The sequence below is a fragment of the Streptomyces sp. NPDC000229 genome (assembly GCF_040300825.1).
Taxonomy (GTDB): Bacteria; Actinomycetota; Actinomycetes; order Streptomycetales; family Streptomycetaceae; genus Streptomyces.
On record NZ_JBEPEL010000018.1, the window covers coordinates 64,834 to 82,955 of the forward strand.

11 protein-coding genes are annotated in these 18,122 nt (G+C 73.1%); 7 read left to right on the forward strand and 4 right to left on the reverse strand.

Annotated features, from left to right (window positions below; translation table 11 throughout):
- Positions 1–3: 3 nt before the first annotated feature.
- Together mmsB and ABT360_RS12630 are read left to right on the forward strand one after the other, a co-directional pair.
- Positions 4–1,233, forward strand: a complete 1,230-nt coding sequence (mmsB, locus tag ABT360_RS12625) for a multiple monosaccharide ABC transporter permease (protein WP_351814311.1) — start codon at positions 4–6, stop codon at positions 1,231–1,233.
- A 22-nt stretch (positions 1,234–1,255) separates the two neighbouring features.
- Positions 1,256–2,404: an aldose epimerase family protein gene (locus ABT360_RS12630; RefSeq protein ID WP_351814313.1), complete on the forward strand. Its 1,149-nt coding sequence runs from the start codon at positions 1,256–1,258 to the stop codon at positions 2,402–2,404.
- A 10-nt stretch (positions 2,405–2,414) separates the two neighbouring features.
- Here the strand turns inward: ABT360_RS12630 and ABT360_RS12635 are convergent, their stop codons facing one another.
- From ABT360_RS12635 to ABT360_RS12645, 3 genes are all read right to left on the reverse strand, one after another.
- Positions 2,415–4,553 (reverse strand): SpoIIE family protein phosphatase, encoded by a 2,139-nt coding sequence (locus ABT360_RS12635; RefSeq protein WP_444852230.1) that lies wholly within the window; start codon positions 4,551–4,553, stop codon positions 2,415–2,417.
- Between the two features lie 346 nt (positions 4,554–4,899).
- On the reverse strand, positions 4,900–5,940 hold the full coding sequence (locus ABT360_RS12640) for a tetratricopeptide repeat protein (RefSeq protein WP_351814315.1): 1,041 nt from the start codon (positions 5,938–5,940) through the stop codon (positions 4,900–4,902).
- A 238-nt stretch (positions 5,941–6,178) separates the two neighbouring features.
- On the reverse strand, positions 6,179–9,673 hold the full coding sequence (locus tag ABT360_RS12645) for a CHAT domain-containing tetratricopeptide repeat protein (RefSeq protein WP_351814317.1): 3,495 nt from the start codon (positions 9,671–9,673) through the stop codon (positions 6,179–6,181).
- 184 nt (positions 9,674–9,857) lie between these two features.
- On the opposite strand from ABT360_RS12645, the gene ABT360_RS12650 reads away from it, so the two are divergent.
- Positions 9,858–10,292 carry a hypothetical protein gene (locus tag ABT360_RS12650; RefSeq protein WP_351814319.1) on the forward strand — a complete coding sequence of 145 codons (435 nt, stop codon included), beginning with the start codon at positions 9,858–9,860 and terminating at the stop codon, positions 10,290–10,292.
- Positions 10,289–11,209, forward strand: a complete 921-nt coding sequence (locus ABT360_RS12655; protein WP_351814321.1) for a hypothetical protein — start codon at positions 10,289–10,291, stop codon at positions 11,207–11,209. Before ABT360_RS12650 ends, ABT360_RS12655 begins: the two co-directional genes overlap by 4 nt.
- 66 nt (positions 11,210–11,275) lie before the next feature.
- On the opposite strand, the gene ABT360_RS12660 is transcribed toward ABT360_RS12655, so the two are convergent.
- On the reverse strand, positions 11,276–14,116 hold the full coding sequence (locus ABT360_RS12660) for a glycoside hydrolase family 3 C-terminal domain-containing protein (RefSeq protein WP_351814323.1): 2,841 nt from the start codon (positions 14,114–14,116) through the stop codon (positions 11,276–11,278).
- Between the two features lie 293 nt (positions 14,117–14,409).
- On the opposite strand from ABT360_RS12660, the gene ABT360_RS12665 reads away from it, so the two are divergent.
- The 3 genes from ABT360_RS12665 to ABT360_RS12675 are packed head-to-tail and all read left to right on the forward strand — an operon-like array spanning position 14,410 to position 18,112.
- Entirely contained in the window at positions 14,410–16,131 is a 1,722-nt protein-coding gene (locus ABT360_RS12665; RefSeq protein ID WP_351814325.1) for an extracellular solute-binding protein, read from the forward strand.
- A gap of 38 nt (positions 16,132–16,169) precedes the next feature.
- On the forward strand, positions 16,170–17,204 hold the full coding sequence (locus tag ABT360_RS12670; protein WP_351814327.1) for an ABC transporter permease: 1,035 nt from the start codon (positions 16,170–16,172) through the stop codon (positions 17,202–17,204).
- A complete protein-coding gene (locus tag ABT360_RS12675) occupies positions 17,201–18,112 on the forward strand; it encodes a carbohydrate ABC transporter permease (RefSeq protein ID WP_351814329.1) in 912 nt (303 codons plus the stop codon). The genes ABT360_RS12670 and ABT360_RS12675 overlap by 4 nt, the downstream gene beginning before the upstream one ends.
- Positions 18,113–18,122 lie beyond the last annotated feature (10 nt).

Sequence of the window (18,122 nt, forward strand, 5' to 3'; positions counted from 1 at the left end):
GCCATGACCACCACGACCACTCCCCCACGTCCCCGGCCACAGGACGGCCCACCGCAGCCCTCGGCCCTTTCCCTGCTGGTGAACGGCGTGCGCGGCAACATGCGCCAGTACGGCATGCTGATGGCCCTCGCGTTCATCGTCGTGCTGTTCCAGATCTGGACCGACGGCACCCTGCTGCTGCCGAACAACGTGTCCAACCTGATCCAGCAGAACGGCTACATCCTCATCCTGGCCATGGGCATGATGATCGTCATCATCGCCGGCCACATCGACCTGTCCGTCGGATCCGTCGTCGCCTTCGTCGGCGCCATGTCGGCGGTGATGATGGTCAAACACGACATGCCGTGGGTCCTGGCCCTGGTGCTGTCCCTGCTGATCGGCGCGGTCGCGGGAGCCTGGCAGGGCTTCTTCATCGCCTACGTCGGCATCCCGTCGTTCATCGTGACGCTGGCCGGCATGCTGCTCTTCCGGGGGCTCACCCAGATCGTGCTGGAGGGGCAGTCGATCGCCCCGTTCCCCGACGGCTTCCAGAACATCGCCAAGGGCTTCATCCCCGAGATGGGTCCCTACACGCAGTACCACAACCCCACCCTGCTCCTCGGCCTGGTCGCGGTGGTCTTCCTGCTGCTGCGCGAGTGGCGCGACCGGCGGCGGCAGCTCGCCCATGAACTGGACGTACCGCCGTTCGGCCTGTGGGCGCTGAAATGCACCGCCATCACGGCCGCGGTCGTCGCGTTCACGCTGACGCTGGCCAGCTTCCACGGCGTACCGGTGGTCATGCTCATCATGTGCGCCCTGCTGATCGGGCTGGGTTATGTGATGCGCAACGCGGTGATCGGACGCCATGTGTACGCCCTGGGCGGCAACAAGGCGGCGGCGAAGCTGTCGGGCGTCAAGGACAAGCGGGTCACCTTCCTCGTCTTCGTCAACATGGGTGTCCTGGCGGCGCTCGCGGGCTGTGTGTACGCGGCACGGCTGAACGCGGGCACCCCGCAGGCGGGCCTGAACTTCGAACTGGAGGCGATCGCCGCGTCGTTCATCGGCGGCGCCTCGATGAGCGGCGGCGTCGGCACCGTGATGGGCGCCGTGATCGGCGGCCTGGTGCTGGGCGTGCTGAACAACGGTATGTCCCTGGTCGGCATCGGCACGGACTACCAGCAGGTCATCAAGGGTTTGGTGCTGCTGGCGGCCGTCGGGTTCGACGTCTGGAACAAGCGCAAGGCCGGTAAGTAAACCTCACCCCTCGGGAGTTCGGATGGACACGAGCAGACGGACGGTACTGGCGGCGGCGGCCGCGACGGGGCTCATGGCGGCGGCCACGGGCACGGCGTACGCGTCGGGAGGGCGGCAGCCGGTGAGGGAGCTCTTCGGGACGCTCGCCGACGGCACCAAGGTGCACCGCTGGACGCTTCAGAACGGCGGCACACGGCTGAAGGTGCTGTCGTACGGCGGCATCGTGCAGTCCCTGGAGATACCGGACCGGCGCGGCCGGTACGCCAATGTGTCGCTGGGCTTCGACGACCTCGACGCCTATGTGTCGTCGTCGCCGTACTTCGGTGCGCTGATCGGGCGGTACGGCAACCGGATCGGGGGCGGCCGCTTCACCCTGGACGGCGAGGAGTACCGGCTGTCCGTCAACGACGGGCAGAACAGCCTGCACGGCGGCGCCGAGGGATTCGACAAGCGGGTGTGGGACGTGGAGCCGTTCACCGACCGCACGGGGGTCGGGCTGGTGCTGCGGTACGTGAGCGCGGACGGCGAGATGGGCTACCCCGGCACACTGAAGGTGGCGGTGACGTACACCCTCACCCCGCGCGGCGACTGGCGGATCGACTACACGGCGACCACCGACCGGGCCACGGTGGTGAACCTGACGAACCACACGTACTACAACCTCGCGGGCGAGGGCGCCGGCGACATCCTCGGCCATGAGCTGAGGCTCGCCGCCTCCCGCTACACGCCGGCCGACGCGACCCTGATCCCGACCGGTGAACTGGCGGGGGTGGCGGGCACACCGTTCGACTTCCGGCAGCGGAAGCGGATCGGGGACGGCATCCGTACGGCGCACCCCCAGCTGGTGCTCGCCAAGGGGTACGACCACAACTGGGTGCTGGACAAGGGCGTCACGGACCGTCCGCAGCCCGTCGCGTGGCTGCGCGACCCGCAGTCGGGGCGCACGATGACGATCGCGACGACGGAGCCGGGCGTGCAGTTCTACTCGGGGAACTTCCTGGACGGCACCCTGGCCGGGCCGTCGGGGCGCACCTACCGGCAGGGTGACGGACTGTGCCTGGAGACCCAGCACTTCCCCGACTCGCCGAACCGGCCCGCGTTCCCGTCGACGGTGCTACGGCCGGGCGGGACGTACCGGTCGACGACGGTGCACGGCTTCTCGGCGCGCTGAGGAGCGGGACTCACGACGGGGCGGTCGTACGGAGGAGGAGCAGGGCGATGTCGTCGGCACGGGGTGCCGAGCCCTGGGCGTGGCCGATGAGCGAGTCGGCCAGGTCGTCCATGCTCGGGGCCCCGCTCCGGGCGAGTTTCCCGGCCAGTTCGGCGATCGCGTCGTCGATGTCCACGCCGGGTGCCTCGACGAGGCCGTCGGTGTAGAAGGCGAGGACGGTGCCGATGGGCAGGGTCACCCCGGCCGTGGGGTAGTCGGCGGCCGGGTCGATGCCGAGGAGGAGGCCGGGAGGCAGGTCGAGCACCTCGGTGTGGCCGTCAGGGTGGCGCATCAGGGGAGGTGGGTGCCCGGCGGTGGCGAGCAGGGCGCGGTGGTGCCTGAGGTCGATGTGCGCGTACACGCAGCTGGTGAACAGGCCCGGGTCGAGGTCGGTGAGCAGGCGGTTGGTGCGGGCGAGGACCTCGCCGGGCGGCGCGCCGGCGCTCGCGTGGACGGCGGCCCGCACCTGGCCCATGAGGGCGGCCGCTTCGACGTTGTGGCCCTGGACGTCACCGATGGCCGCGGCGGCGGTCGTGCCGCTGAGCCGGATCAGATCGTAGAAGTCGCCGCCGATGCCCGTGCCGTGGCCGGCGGGGAGGTAGCGGGCGGCGACCTCCAGGCCGGGGACGTGGGGCAGGCTGTGCGGGAGGAGGCCGGCCTGGAGGCGGTGGGCGAGGTCGTGCTTGCTGTCGTAGAGCCTGGCCCGGTCCAGAGCCTGGGCGATCAGGCCGGCCAGGGAGACGAGGATGGCGCGCTCGCCGGGGTGGAAGGTACGCGGCCGGTCGTAACCGAGGACCAGCGAGCCGACCGGGCGGCCGGAGGCGATCAGCGGCAGGAAGGCCCAGGCGGCGCCCTCGCTGTCCAGGACGACGGCGGAGGGGCAGACGCGTTCCAGTTCCGGGCGGCTGCCGAAGAAGAGCGGGGCGCCCCTGGTCAGGACGCGTGCGGCCGGAGTGTCCGAGGCCACGGGCGTGGAGTCGAAGCGGGTCACCACGTCGGCGGGGTAGCCACGGTGGCCGACGACCCGCAGGCGGCCCTCCTCGGTGGTGAGCAGGGCGAGGGACTGGGCGCCGAGCGCGGGGGTGATCTGGTCGGCGGCCTGGTCGACCACCTCCTGGACGCCGGCGGCCTCGGTGAGCGTGGCGGCCAGGTGCATCAGGTGGTAGAGAGCCGTGGCCCGGCTGGGCAGGGGCGCGTGCGCGGTGTGTTCGGGGGCGGTGGCGGGAGTGCCCGCGTCCTGGTCCTCTTCCGTGGGCGCGGGGGCGGGGGTGATGCGGACGCTGATGCCGGAGGCGTCGGGGTGCAGCTCGAAGCAGAGCCAGCGGTCGGGTGGGCGCAGGACGGTGAACGACGTGGTCCGTCGGCTGATGACCGCGGCCCGGTAGCGGTCCTCGACGGCCGGGTTGTCCATCCAGGGCAGGGCCTCCCACGGCAGGGCTCCGCTGAGTTCCTCGGCGTCGGCTCCCAGGAGGTCGGCGGCCTCCTCGGTGAGGAAGGTGACGCGGCCGTCGAGGTCCAGCGCGCAGCTTCCGCCGGGCAGGCGGTGGATGAACTCCACCGCCGCCGTGGCCTCGACGGGCCCGGGGGTGCGGCGGGAGGGCCGGACGATCCGTGGCTGTGGTCCGGCCACGACGGGGTTGCCGTGTGCCGCGGCCCGTGCCAGGACGGCGGCCATGCGGTCGCAGCCGCCCCGGACGACCTCCTCCTCGGAGGCGGCGAGCTGCGGCGAGTGGCCCCCGGGCCACAGGAGGACCAGACCGCCCCACGTGGTGCCACCACCGGAGACGGGGGCGGCGGCGAGCGAGAACGGGTACGGGAGGACGAGACCGGGCCGGGGATAGCGGCGGGCCATCTCCTCCCGGTCCCCGACCCACACCAGGCGCCCCTCGGCCACGGCGTCCGCCACCGGGACGGGATCGCCCGGCGTGACCCGCATCCAGGGCGCGGCGAACTCCGGGGAGACGCCGCTGAGGACCGCCAGCCGCAGCGCGCCGTCCGCCGGCGCCCGCAGGTACACCATGCCGATGGACGCCCCCGTCCGCCGCATGACGTCGGACAGGGCGGCGCCCAGCGATCGCAGGCCCGAGCCCGTCTCCTCGGGATCATTCACGCTTCAAGCGTGCCCCGCCGGGCCGCCCGGCGCAGGTCGGCCCACGGTCCCGAGAGGGTGCACCCGTGCGAGCGGCCGTGCACGGCCGAGAGAGCCCCGGGCCGACCGGGAGAAGCCCTGCACGACCAGGAGCTGCCGGCCGGACAACGGCTGCCCGCCGCCCGTTCACGCCGCATCGGGACCGACTCCCCGGCGGGAGCGGCGGGCGCGGGCTCCCTCCGGACGGTGACCGGCGGCGACCGTGCGGCGACCATGAGGCGGCCGGCGGTACCGGCGGTGACCGGCGGCGCTCGTGGGGCGACCGTAAGGAGATCGTTCCTCGCCGGATCAGCGAGGGGCCGGGCCTTCACTCACGCAGCCAGGCCAGCCTCTCCTCGGCGGCCCGCAGACGGGGGTGTCCCGGTCCGTAGATGCGGTGGTAGTCACGTACGCAGCGGTCGAGCAGTTCGGCGGCCTCGGCGTGCCGGCCCACGTCGATCAGCACATTGGCGAGGTTGTCCCGGGTGGCGACCGTCGTCGGGTGCTCGTCGCCGTGGAGTGCGACGCGCCCGCCCAGGGTCGCGCGCAGGATGGGCACGGCGTCCTCGTAGCGCTGCATGGCGTGCAGGACGGCGGCGAGGTTGTTGCGCGCGGTGAGGGTGGACTCGTGGTGCGGCCCCACCGTCGCGTCCAGCGACTGCACGACGGCACGGATCTGCTGTTCCGCCTCGGCGTGGCGGTCCAGTCGGACGAGGACGGCGCCGAGGTTGCTCCGGGCCGCGATCGTGGCGTCGTGGTCGCGCCCGTACCGGTCCTCCAGCCGGATCACGAGATCGCGTAAGGCGCGCTCGGCCTCCTCGTGGCGGCCGCACTTCAGGAGCGAGGCGGCGTGGGCGTTGGCGGAGGACAGGACGTCGGGGTGGTCGCGGCCGAGCCGCCGGGCACGGCGTTCCAGGACGTCCCTCAGCAGCGGCTCGGCCTCGGGGGCGCGGTCGAGGTCCTCCAGGACCGAGGCGAGTCCGGCGGCGCTGCGCAGCGCGTCGGGGTGATCGCGGCCGAGCGTCTCGGCCTGGGCGCGGAAGGTGTCGCGCCACGCCGTCTCGGAGAGGCGCAGCCGGCCGGTGCCGTGGAGGACGTCGGCCAGTTCGGCGGAGGTGCGCAGTGTTTCCTCGTGGCGGTCGCCGAGGACGGTCCACTGGGTGCGCGCCACGTGCTGGTAGAGCTCGACGGCTTCCTCGCCCCGTCCTGGAGTCGATGCGAGGACCCGGGCGAGGTCGCGCATGGCGGTGAGGGCGTCCGGGTGCTCGGGGCCCAACTGGTCGATGGCGGACCGGGCCCGCATGGCGTGGGCTTGTTCGGGGGAGATCTCGACGCGGGCGATCTCCTGCTCCGGCCGGCCCTCCGTCACCTCCGTGATGGTGATGTATCCCCCGCCCGGCCGCCTGGTGTTCCCGGATCCGGCTGTGGGCTGCGGCTCGTGCGGGCCGTGCCGGGACTGCCCGTCCGTCGGTTCCCGGTGCTCCTGCCGGCTCTCCTGTTCCTGACGAGGTCGCGGCGGCTGTGCGCCGGCCCCTTGGCCCTCTCCCGCGGCTCGTCGCCGCCACCATCGGGTCATCGTGACCGCCTCCTCGTTGCTGCCGGTGTCGTCAGGCGCCCGCGTGCACGTGTGCCGCCCACAGGCTGGGGCTGGCCGCGAAGGCGGCGCGGCACCGCAGGACCGCCTGGTGCAGGGCGTCGGCCGTCCTCGTGTCGTCCAGCTCCGGCCCGCCGTCGGCTCCTTCGGCGCACAGCTCCCGGTAGAGGAGGCGCGTGACGCGGACGGCCACCGCGTCGTGCACCGGCCAGAGCGTTCCGACGGCGTTGGGGTATCCCGCGAGCTGGAAGGCGGAGGTGATGTGAATCGCCTCGTCGGCCAGTTCCCCGCCGCCCCGCGCGGTCTCGCAGGCGGAGAGCACCGCGAGCCGCGCCGCCGGCAGTTCCAGGCGGGAGATCTCGCGGACCGTCAGGGGCCGGGTCGGGTGATCGTGGACCAGGAGCCGGCCGTTGGAGGGGTCGGCGGGCTCGCTGACCCCGTGGCAGGCGAAGTGCACGCAGGGGTGACGGGGCAGGGCGTCCATCACGTGTTCGAAGGTGGCCTGCTCTCCGTACAGCACCTCGGTCGGCAGGAGGCCACGCAGTACCTCCACCTCGCGCCGGGCGCCGCCGAGCGGCCGGGCGCCGGGAGTGTCCGGGAGGGCCACGGCGAGCAGCCTCCCGTGCGGGCGGGGGGCGGCGGCCCGGGCCCGGGCGTAGCGGAGGGCGCCGACGGTCGGCGTGTACGAGGAGACCACCCGGTCCAGTACGGTCCGCGGTGCCGGAACGGTCGCCGCGGGGGCGGGTACGGCTCCGTCGTCCGGTACCGCGCCAGGAGCTTCACCGTGGTGACCGGCCGCGTGCAGCGGCAGGGAGGCCAGCGCGCCCCCGGGTGACCACCACAACCGGTGCCACCCACCGTCGGGCGTGGGTCCGCGCAGGCCGAGCCGGTCGAGCACCGGGCCGCTGACGTGGTCCCAGGTCCAGGCCAGTACCTCGCTGATCGCCTGCTGGGCCGCCCGGTCGCGGGCGGGGTCGGCCGCGTCGGCGAGCGCCCGCTCGAGGCGGTCCGCCTGTTCGCCGACGGCCCGGGGGGTGGCGTGGGGCAGGGGGACCAGGAGGACTCCGCCGTCCCGCAGCACCAGGGCGTCACTGCGGTACTCGCTGCAGTAGGCGAGCACCACCGGACCCTTGTCGGCGCAGGCCAGCAGCGCTTCGGTGGTCGGCGCGGCAAGGAAGTCGGCGAAGCCGGGCCGGGCGCGGATCTCGGCGACCAGGTGCTCCAGCTCGGCCGCGAGGGTGTGGCGGCGGTCGGTGGTGTCGGCCGGCAGCCGGCCCTGGGCGGTGTCCGCGGCGTCGGCGGCCTCGAGCGCGTCGAGCCGTTCCCGCAACCGTGCGAAGCGCTCGGCGAGAGCGGGGTGGGCGCCCCGCAGTCGTCCGAGTCCGTCGCGGGTGGCCATGGTCCGGCCCAGCAGGACGCCGCGGCCCTGCTCCAGCAGGAGCACCGCGCGCTCCGGCTGACCGGCGTTGACCGCGCACGCGGCGGCCTCGGCGGCCAGGCCTCTCACCCGGGACAGACCGCGTTCCTGGTCACTGCGGACCAGTCGGCCGGACGCGGCGAACGGCAGGAGCTCCAGGGCCAGTTCGTAGCCCGGCAGGGCATCGTCCCATCGGCGGCCGTCCGCGGCGGCGGCGCCCCACTCCCAGGCCGCGAGGACCCGCTCGTACGCGGGCAGGGCGGTGGTTTCGGCGGCCTGCCGGTAGGCGTCCTCGGCGGCACGGAGCACTCCCGGGTCGCCGTCCCTGTGGTGCATGGCACGCAGCGCGCCGCCGTACGCCTTCAGATAATTGCCGTGGGTCGCGGTGTGCTCGGTGACGGCCCATACGGCGCGGCCCAGTTCGCTGACGGCTTGCTCCAACTCCCCTGGTTCGCCGGTGAGGTGGTGCCTGGTGAGCCGGGCGGAGCCGAGGTTGGTGAGGACCACCGCGAGCGCCGGGTCGCCGTAGGGGACCTGGCGGGCGGCTTCCTCCAGCAGGTGGACGGCCTCGTCGAGGTCCGCCGCGTCGGCGGTGTCCTCGAACCGGGCCCGCAGGGCGTTGGCCAGGTGGTTCAGCCGGTCGGCGCGTGGCAGTCCGGCCGCAGGCGCCAGAGCGAGGGCCTGACGGGCCGCGTCGATCGCCTCGCCGGCGGCCGCGGTGTCCCCGGTCGCGCCGTGCCAGCTCTGCAACACCACTCCCAGGTTGCCGAGCCGCACGACCTGGGCGGCGGGTGGTGCCTGTGACGCGTGGAGCGCTTCCCTGGCCAGTCGGGCGGCTTCCCGCAGGGAGGTCAGGTCGCCGGTCTGGAGGGCGCGCTGGCGCAGGGTGATGGCGAGGTTGGCCAGGGCGTCGGCGTACGCGCCCGTACCCGGTTCGTTTTCGGCGAGGGCGGCGCGCAAGGTGGCGACGGCCTCGTCGAGCAGCGCTGCGTCACCGGTCCACTGCGCCAGCCTGTGCAAGGTGTTCCCGAGGCTGTTCAGCCCTCTGGCGCGTTCCGGTGTGCCGGGGCGGAACCGGGTCAGGGCCTCGCGCAGCAAGGCCGCGGACTCCTCGAGCAGCGCGGGCTCGTCGGTGGCCTCGGCGGCCAGGCGCAGGGCGACGCCGAGCCCGGCGAGCAGTTTGGCCCGGCCCGGGTGGCCGTGAGGACATTCGGCCAAGGCCGCGCGGTGGATCCGCAGCATCTCCGACAGGTGTGTCTCGTCGGAGGCGTGCTCGTGCCACTGGCGCAGGCCCTGGGCGAGGTTCCCCAGGAGGAGCAGGCGGACGGGGCCACCCGGCGGGACGGCTTCCAGGGCGGCGCGCCACAGGTCGAGGGCCTCGCGCAGGGCGCCGAGGTCCCCGTCGAACAGGTACGCGCTGTTCCGCATGGCGGCGAGGTTGCTCAGGTAGCCGGGACGGTCGTCCGATCCACCCGGCAGCACGTGCAGCGCCCGCCGTTGGGCGTCCGTCGCGCGCAGGAGATCCGCCGCGGGGTCGGCGGCGCCGGTCCCGCCGGGCGTCCCCGCCGGGCGGGGCACCTCGCCCCCGGCCGGAGGCCCCGTGGCCCGGCCACCGGCGGTGTCCTCATGGCGGCCGACGGCGATCTCGTGTCGCAGGTGCAGCGCCGCACCGAGTCCGCCCAGCGCCTGTGCCGCGGTCTCGGCATTCTGGGGGAGGCCGGCCGCCCGCGCGAACGTCTCCACCGCCAGGTCGAGGTCGCCGGGCCGGCCGTGGATGGCGAACCTCTCCTGGTACGCGACGGCCAGGAGTCGTAAGTCCTGGGAGCGCACCGGTTCGCAGGACGCCCGTTCGCGGCCCAGGGCGATCAGTGCGTCCACGTCGTCCGGGCGCCGCAGGAGCTGGTAACGGCTGTGGAGGGCGGCGATCAGGTTGCCGGCCCAGGCGGCCGTCTGCGCGGCGTCCGGTGCCGGCGATGACGCGAGTTGCTGCCGGTAGAGCACGATCGCCTGGTCGAGGGCCTGCCGGTCGCCCGTCCGAAGGTGGTGGATCAGCAGTCGATCCGCCTGCGGCCCCGTGTCCGGTCCGTCCACCGCCCGCGCACGCCTCGCGTTGAACACACCCACCCCCGGTGTCACGCTGTCGTGACCGCCGCACCTCGGCGCCGCGCGGCTCGTGCTCACGATAGCGAACGAGCCGTCAGACTGCCGACGTACGGCCGACGTGGAGCCGAAGTACAATCGCGGCGGACCGACATCCGGCGTCCGAGGGGGACCGGTGGAGATCGAGACGGGCGGACGAGGCGGGCCGCGAGCCGGGCACCCCCGGATGGGGGAGCTGTGCCGGCGGCTGACGGACGCTTCCGGATCGATGGGGCTGGGTGAGCGGGGGCTGCGGCTCATCGAGTCCATCACCTCCGAACTGCGTGCCGGCCGGGCCCCCGAGGAACTCGACGACGCCTTCGACGAGTTGGAGGAGGAGCTGCTCGCGGCGGGACACAGCGCCGGTCTGGGCTCCTACCGCACGACGCCGCCGCCCACGCCCACGCCCGGCTTCCAGCGACTCCCGGTCGCCGGGCCGGTCCACCCGCCGCTGCACGTGCTGGCCTGCCCGCGAGGTCACTGCGGTCGGGTGGAGGCGCCCGACGACGATGCCCCGCACCCCGGCTGCCGGATCTTCGAGCAGCCGCTGCGCACGGTCCCCCTCCGGTGACCAGCGCCTTTCTCAGCGCGCTGGGCGGCCGGATCGCCGAGCGATGGCTGACCCTGCTGGCCCTGCCGGGGTTGCTGTTCCTCGCCGCCCTCACCACGGCCATGGTCCTGGGCCACGAACACTGGTCCGACGTCGAGCGGCTGCGGGCCTGGCTCGACACGCTCGCCGCCTCCCCCGCGTCCCGCAGCACCGGCACCGTCGCCCTGGTGGCGCTGGGCGTGCTGGCCGGCGCCGCCGTGACCGGCGCGGCCGCCCAGTCCCTCGGCACGGGCGTGGAACTGCTGTGGTGCGCGGAGCCGCACGGGCCGCTGCTGCGGTACCTCACCGACCGCCGGCTCCGCCGCTGGCGCGCGGCCGACGCGGTCTTCCGCACCGCGTTGGTGGCGGCGGGCCGGGCCCGTATCGGGGGAGCGGCCGACGCCGACCGGCTCGCCGGCATCGCCGAGCGCCACTACGCCGACCGCGGCCGCATCGCCGCGGCGCCGCCCCGTCACCCCTTCGGGATGGGTGACCGCCTCGCCGCGCCCGGGCAACGGCTCTGGCGCGCCCACCGGTTGGAGCTGGGGGCCGCCTGGCCACATCTGTGGCTCCTGGCGGGCGACGGCACGCGTGCCGAACTGCAGGCCGCCCGCCTGAGGCTGAGCGCGTCGGCGCGGCTGTGCGCCTGGGGCGTGGGGTATCTGGTGCTGGGTTTCTGGTGGTGGCCGGCTGCACTGGTCGGGGGTGTCGCCGTCGCCTCGGGCGTGCGGCGCGGGCGCGCAGCCGCGGAGGCGTTCGCCGAACTGACGGAGGCTCTGGCCGACCTCCACATGCGCGACCTGGCGGCCGCGCTGGGCGTCGAGTGCGAGGGGGGCGTCGACCGGGTGGTCGGCGAACGCCTCACACGGGTGCTGCGGAAGGAGACGGAAGCAGCGTAGATCCCTGCGTGCCGGGTGGGCGGTGCCGGATGCGTGCGCATGCCGTGAGGGGGCGCCGCACCAGGCTCAGCGTGTGAAGCCGATGGACGCCAGCCTTACGGTGCCGGTCAGTCCGACGCGTATGTCCCGCACCCCGCTGACCTCGACGGCGGTGGTGAGGGTGGTGTAGTCGTACGGGCCGCCGGGTGCCGCCACGTCCACGGCGGCGAGGGCGGTGCCGTCCCCGAGCGTGAGCGTGACCGTGCCGGTGCCGGAGACCTCCAGGGCGGCGGCCGAGGCTCCGGCGGCGAAGGCGCAGTCGCGGAAGAGGAGGCTGCCCGGCCGGTCGGGGGCTGCGGGGGTGACGCAGTCGCCGCCGGCCTTGGCGCGGTCGGCCAGCACGGTGAGGTGCTCCTCGTCGTAGTCGGCGGCGCTCAGCAGCCGGTCGAGGACGGGGCGCGGGGCGCGGGGTGGTCCGTCGACGGTGACCGTGGCGGTCAGCCGGACGTCCGTGCTGGAGGCGCCGGCGAGGAACGCGTACGGCCCCGGTTCGACGCTCCAGCGGCCGTGGGCGACGTCCCAGAAGCCGAGTGCGGCCACGGGCACGTCGAACTCCAGGCGCCGCGCTCGGCCGGGCGCGAGGTGGACGCGCCGGTGACCGGCGAGTTCCCGCAGCGGCCGGGGGACGGACGGGGAGACGGCCCGCACGTACAGCTGGGCGACCTCGTCGGCGGCGGCGGTCCCCGTGTTGGTGACGGTGAACGCGACCCGGATCGTCCCGCCGTGGCGCTCGGCGCCGAGGTCGTCGTAGCCGAAGGACGTGTACGACAGCCCGTGGCCGAAGGGGAACAGCGGGGTGCCGTCGAAGTAGAGGTAGGTCTGGCGGCTGCCGATGATGTCGTAGTCGAGCAGTCCCGGTACGTCGTCGTCCGTGGCGTACCAGGTCTGGGGCAGCCGCCCCGCCGGTGAGACGTCCCCGGCGAGGACGCGGGCGAGGGCGGTGCCGGCGGCCTGGCCCCCGTGCGCGGTCCACAGCAGGGCGGGCAGTTCCGCGGCCGCGTCGGGCACGGCGTACGGATAGGAGGAGGCGAGGACGAGCACGGTGCGCGGGTTGGCGGCGTGGGCGGCGCGCCAGAGCCGGACCTGGGCGGCGGGCAGGGCGAGGGTGGTGCGGTCCTCGGTCTCGCGGCCGTTGATGTGCGGGTCGTTGCCCGCGACGACGATGACGACGTCCGCGGCGGCGGCGGCCCGGGCGGCCGCGTCGACGCCGCGCTCGGTCGTCTCGACCGTGAAGACCTCCGCCTCCTCGGCGCGGTCGGCAACCTTCGCGCCGTCGGCGGCGACGCAGACGTAACCGCCCGTCCCGATGTGCTCCAGGAGGTGTCCGTGCGCGTGCGGCCGGAGCCGGAACGTCTCCTGGACGACCCAGCCACCCGGCTGGTCGGCCGAGGCGCGTACCCGGCCGTCGTCGGCGACGGAGAGGTGGCGGCCGTCCGGTGCCCGGAGGGTGAGGACGCCGCCGCCCCAGTCGGTGAGGGCGAGTTCGGTGCCGTGGCCGTCCGGGTACAGGGGCGGCAGGTCGGTGCGGCCGGCGAGCAGGGCCGGGTCGAGGGACCCCTCGGCGCCGTGTGCGTCGTCGACGGGCCCCGCCTCGGGGACACGGAGGTATCCGGCGGCGCAGCGCAGCCGTACCCGGTCGGCGCCTTCGGCGTGGGTGACGTTCTCGGCGCCGAACCGTTCCCGCAGGCCGTCCAGCGGGGTGGAGCGCCGGATCAGGGTGCCGCTGTACCAGTCCAGCTTGCACTCGTCGGCGAGGGGGCCGACGACGGCGAGGCGCGGCCGGGCGGCCGGGTCGAGCGGCAGGGTCCCGTCGTTGGTGAGGAGCACGACGGCCTGCTCGGCGGCGTCCTGGGCGAGCGCCCGGTGCTCGTCGGTGTCGAAGGCGGTCACGGACGCGTAGGGGTCGAGATCCGGGTCGAACTCGCCGAGCGAGAAGCGGACGTGGAGCTGGCGGCGTACGGCGGTGTCGATGTCGGTCTCGCCGATGAGCCCCCTCGCGAGGGCGCCGCGCAGCCGGGCCGTGGTCGTGGTGGGGTCGGTGCCGTGGTCGGTGAAGCTGTCGACGCCGGCGCGCAGGGCGGCTGCGGTGGCTTCCTCGTGGGTGTCGAAGTAGTGCTCGGAGTCGACCAGGTTGCTGGGCGCGCCGGCGTCGGAGCAGACGAGGAGTTCCCGGTCGGTCCAGGTGCGCAGGTGGCCGGCGAGGTACGGCGAGAGGTGGTTGGGGCGGCCGTTGACCAGGTTGTACGCGGGCATGACGCCGGCCACGGCGCCCGCCTCGACGGCCGTACGGAAGGCGCGCAGGTCGTACTCGTGCAGGACGCGGGGGCGTACCGAGGCGGAGGTGGTGTCCCGGTCGGTCTCGTTGTTGTGCGCGAGCCAGTGCTTGAGGACCGGGGCGGTGCGCCAGTAGGCGGGGTGGTCGCCGCGCAGGCCTCGGGTGTAGGCGGCGGCGAGGGCGGAGGTGAGGGCGGGGTCCTCGGAGTAGCCCTCCTCGCCGCGCCCCCACAGGGGGTTGCGCAGCAGGTTGACCGTGGGGGCCCAGACGTTGAGGCCGACGCGGTCGTCGCGGGCGCGCATGGCGCGGAGCTCGCTGCCGACGGCCTCGCCGACGCGCCGGACGAGGTCGTCGTTCCAGGTGGCGCCGAGGCCGACGGCCTGGGGGAAGACGGTCGCGGGGCCCATCCAGGCGACGCCGTGGAGGGCTTCCTGACCGGTGCGGAAGGCGGCGACGCCCAAGCGCTCGACGGCGGGCGCGAACTGGTGGAGCAACGCGATCCGTTCGTCGAGCGTGAGGCGCCCGAGGAGGTCGTCGACACGTTCGTCCAGGGGCACCTGCGGGTCGCGGAAGGGCGGCCGGTCTGCGGTCACGGTGCGGTTCCCCTCACGGCGTGCGGACATCCGTCATTCGAAGCGCTTCGATGCTCGACTCGACCGACGGCGGCTGTCAAGACATGCCTTGGCACGAACTCACCCTGGCGGCTGAGCAATTGCGCCTTCAGCCCTTGTGCGGTCGGAGGGGTTCACTTAGCCTCGCACCAATATCGAAGCGCTTCGACGAACTGTTGCCTCCGTTACGCCAGTTCTGCACCGCCACCGCACCGTCACCGCAGCCGACCGGCGCGTCCGCCGGGTGTCCCGGCGCGCCATGAAGGGTTGACGCAATGACGCCGAGCTCCTCCCCCGCCCCCACTTCGGCCCCGGGCTCCGGCGCGAGCCGGCGGAGCTTCCTCGCCTCCACGGCCTTCGCCGCGGCCGCGGTGGCCTCAGGGACGCCCCTGCTCGCGGCCTGCGGGGGCTCGCCGAGCGCGAAGAAGGAGGGCGCCACCTCCGGCAAGGACGCCCGCGAGATCCTTCCGGCGTTCGTGGCGCGGAACGTCGTCGCGCCCGACATCCCGTCCGAGAACGGCTCTTCCGCCGGTTTCACGACGGCGATCGCCACGGAGCGGCTGAAGACGTCGGTGGCGCGGAAGGCCGGCCGGGGCAGCACCGTACGGATCATGGCGCCGCTGTGGGGCAGCCCGCCCAGCAGCGACAACTCGTACTACCGGGCGATGGACGAGGCCATCGGGGTGAGGACCGTCTGGCAGAACCAGGACGGCAACACCTACGACGAGAAGCTCGGCGCGGTCCTCGCCTCCAGCGACATCCCCGACGTGGTGGTCGTGCCCGCCTGGAACCTCACCGGGAAGATACCGAGCGCCGTCAACGCCAAGTTCGCCGACCTCGGCCCGTACCTGTCGGGCGACAAGGTCAAGGCGTACCCGAACCTGGCGGCCGTTCCGACGGACGCCTGGCAGCGCTCCATATTCGGCGGCGCCCTGCGCGGCATTCCGATGCCCGGCTCGTACGTCGTCAACATCGCGCCCTTCTACCGGCAGGACGTCTTCGAGAAGGAGGGCTACCCGTTGCCCAGGACCGCGGACGCGTTCCTCACCTGGGCGAAGGAGGCCACCAACGCCAGGGCGAAGGTGTGGGCCTGCGACGACATGAAGTGGACGGCCTTCAACATCTTCGGCGTCCTGCCCGGCGGTGACAAGGCGCTGTGGTGGGACCTGCGGGGTGACGCGCTGGTCAACCGGGTGGAGACCGAGGAGTACCTCGAGGCCCTGGAGTGGTCGCGCAAGCTCTTCGCGGCCGGGGTCGTCCATCCGGACGCCAGGGCGGGCTCCACGCAGGGCGACCCGGGCAACCGGTTCACCGCGGGCCAGGTCCTCGTCTACAACCAGGACCTCTCCAGCTGGTACGGCAAGAGCGTCGAACAGGCCGCACGCAACCCCGGTTTCCGGATGGGCGCGTTCGACATCTTCGGGCACGACGGTTCGGATCCGGTCCTCTACGCCACCCAGCCGGCGAACATCTGGACCTTCGTCAGCGGCAAGGCCTCCGAGGCGGTCGTCAAGGACGTCCTCGCGATCGCCGACTTCTGCGCGGCGCCGTACGGCACCAAGGAGCGCATGCTGACCGACTACGGCGTCGAAGGCACCCACTACACGCTGGAGAAGGGCCTGCCGGTCAAGAACGACGACGGAAACCTCCAGGTCGTCGGTGCCTTCGACTACCTGGGCGACCCCGCCGCGTACATCGCGCACCCCGACCGGCCCGACATCACCAGGCTCCAGGTGCAGTGGCAGCAGCGGATGGGGGCCTTCACCCGGAAGACGTCCTTCTACGGGCTGACCGTCACCGAGCCCGCCCGCTGGACCAACCTGGCCGACGACTTCGAGCAGCTGGAGGACGACGTCGTCCGCGGCCGCAAGAAGGTGAGCGACGTCCAGCAGGCGGTGTCGGAGTGGCGTGGAAAGGGCGGCGACCAGCTGCGCGACTGGTACCGGAAGCTGCTCGACGAGACCGGCTCGGCGGCCGGCTCCGCCGCGGACCACTGACCCGCCGGCGCGCGAGCGAGAGACGCGAGGAGGGAACCGTGCCCCAGCACAGCACGCTGCCGGGCGCGCCCCCGGCCCCCGGCTCGGGTGCCACAGGGACGCCGGAGCCACCGCCGAGGAGGGCCCGTACCGGAAAGAGGGGGAACGGTCCCGGTTTCCGGCTCCGTCTCCGGCGCGACCGCGCGCTCCTTCTGATGGCCCTGCCCGCGGTGCTGCTGGTCCTGGTCTTCCATTACGTACCCGTCCTGGGCAATGTGGTGGCGTTCCAGGACTACGACCCGTATCTCAGCGAGAACGGCTTCGTGGCCATGCTGGAGAGCCCGTGGACCGGGTTCGCCCAGTTCGAGCGGATCTTCGCCGACTCGGCCTTCTGGCGGTCGGTCGAGAACACCCTGGTGCTGTTCCTCCTCCAACTGGTGCTGTTCTTTCCGGTGCCGATACTGCTGGCGCTGCTGATCAACAGCATCGTCCGGCCCCGGGTGCGCGCGGTCGCCCAGGCGATCCTGTATCTGCCGCACTTCTTCTCCTGGGTGCTGGTCATCACCGTCTTCCAGCAGATCTTCGGCGGCGCCGGGATCATCGCGCAGACCCTGCGGCAGCACGGCATCGAGGGCTTCGACCTGATGACCGACCCGGGGATCTTCAAGCTCCTGGTGACGTCGGAGGGCATCTGGAAGGACGCGGGCTGGGGCGTCATCGTCTTCCTCGCCGCGCTGTCCTCCGTCAGCGACGACCTGTACGAGGCGGCCGCGATGGACGGGGCGGGGCGTCGGCGGCGCATGTGGCACGTCACGCTGCCCGCCCTGCGCCCGGTGATCGCCCTGCTGCTGGTGCTGCGGGTCGGTGACGCACTGACCGTCGGCTTCGAGCAGTTGCTGCTCCAGCGTGACGCGGTGGGACCGGACGCCGCCGAGGTGCTCGACACCTATGTGTGGTGGAACGGCATCCGCAACCAGGACTTCAGTTACGCCGCGGCCGCCGGGCTCATCAAGGGTGTCGTGGGGCTGGGACTCGTCCTCGCGGCGAACAAGGTGGCCCACCTCATGGGCGAGCAGGGGGTGTACAAGAAGTGAGTGCGGTGAGCCGCTGGGCCGCGCCGCCCCGCCCGGTGTGGGAGGAGCCGCCGAGCAGGGCGGGGCTGGCGGGCAAGGGGATCGTGCTGGCCGGTGCGTGCCTGGCGGTCCTGTTCCCGTTGTGGATCGTGGTCGTCACGAGTCTGTCCACGCCGGAGACCATCAGCAGGGCGGGTGGTCTGGTCGTGGTCCCGAGGGACATCACGTTCGTCGCGTACCAGGAGTTGCTGGGCGGCGGCCAGGTGCAGCGGGCGGCCCTGGTCAGCCTGGGGGTGACCGCCGTGGGGACGCTCTTCAGCATGACGGTGTCGGTGCTGTGCGCGTACGGCCTGTCGCGGCCCGGCTCGCTCGGGCACCGGTGGCTGCTGATGACCCTGCTGGCGACGATGTTCTTCGGCGCCGGGCTGATCCCGACGTATCTGCTGGTGCAGGCGCTGGGCCTGACCGACACGTATCTGGCGCTGATCCTGCCGAGCGCGGTGAGCGTCTTCAACATCCTGGTGCTGCGGGCGTTCTTCATGAACATCTCGCCGGAGCTGATCGACAGCGCCCGGATCGACGGGGCGGGCGAGGTCCGGATCCTGTGGCGGATCGTCATGCCGCTGTCCCGGGCGGTCCTCGCGGTGATCTCGCTGTTCTACGCGGTCGGCTACTGGAGCGCCTGGTTCAACGCCTCCATCTACCTCACCGACCAGGACATGATGCCGTTGCAGAACGTCATGATCCAGATCGTGCAGAAACAGGAGCCCCCGACCGGGCTCGGGCAGATGATCAAGACCAATCAGCTCTCGCCGCTGTCCGTGCAGATGGCGGTCATGGTGCTGGCCCTGGTGCCGGTCGCGGTCGCCTCACCCTTCGTCCAGAAGCACTTCAGGAAGGGCATGCTCACCGGCGCCGTCAAAGGCTGAGCCCCGGCCC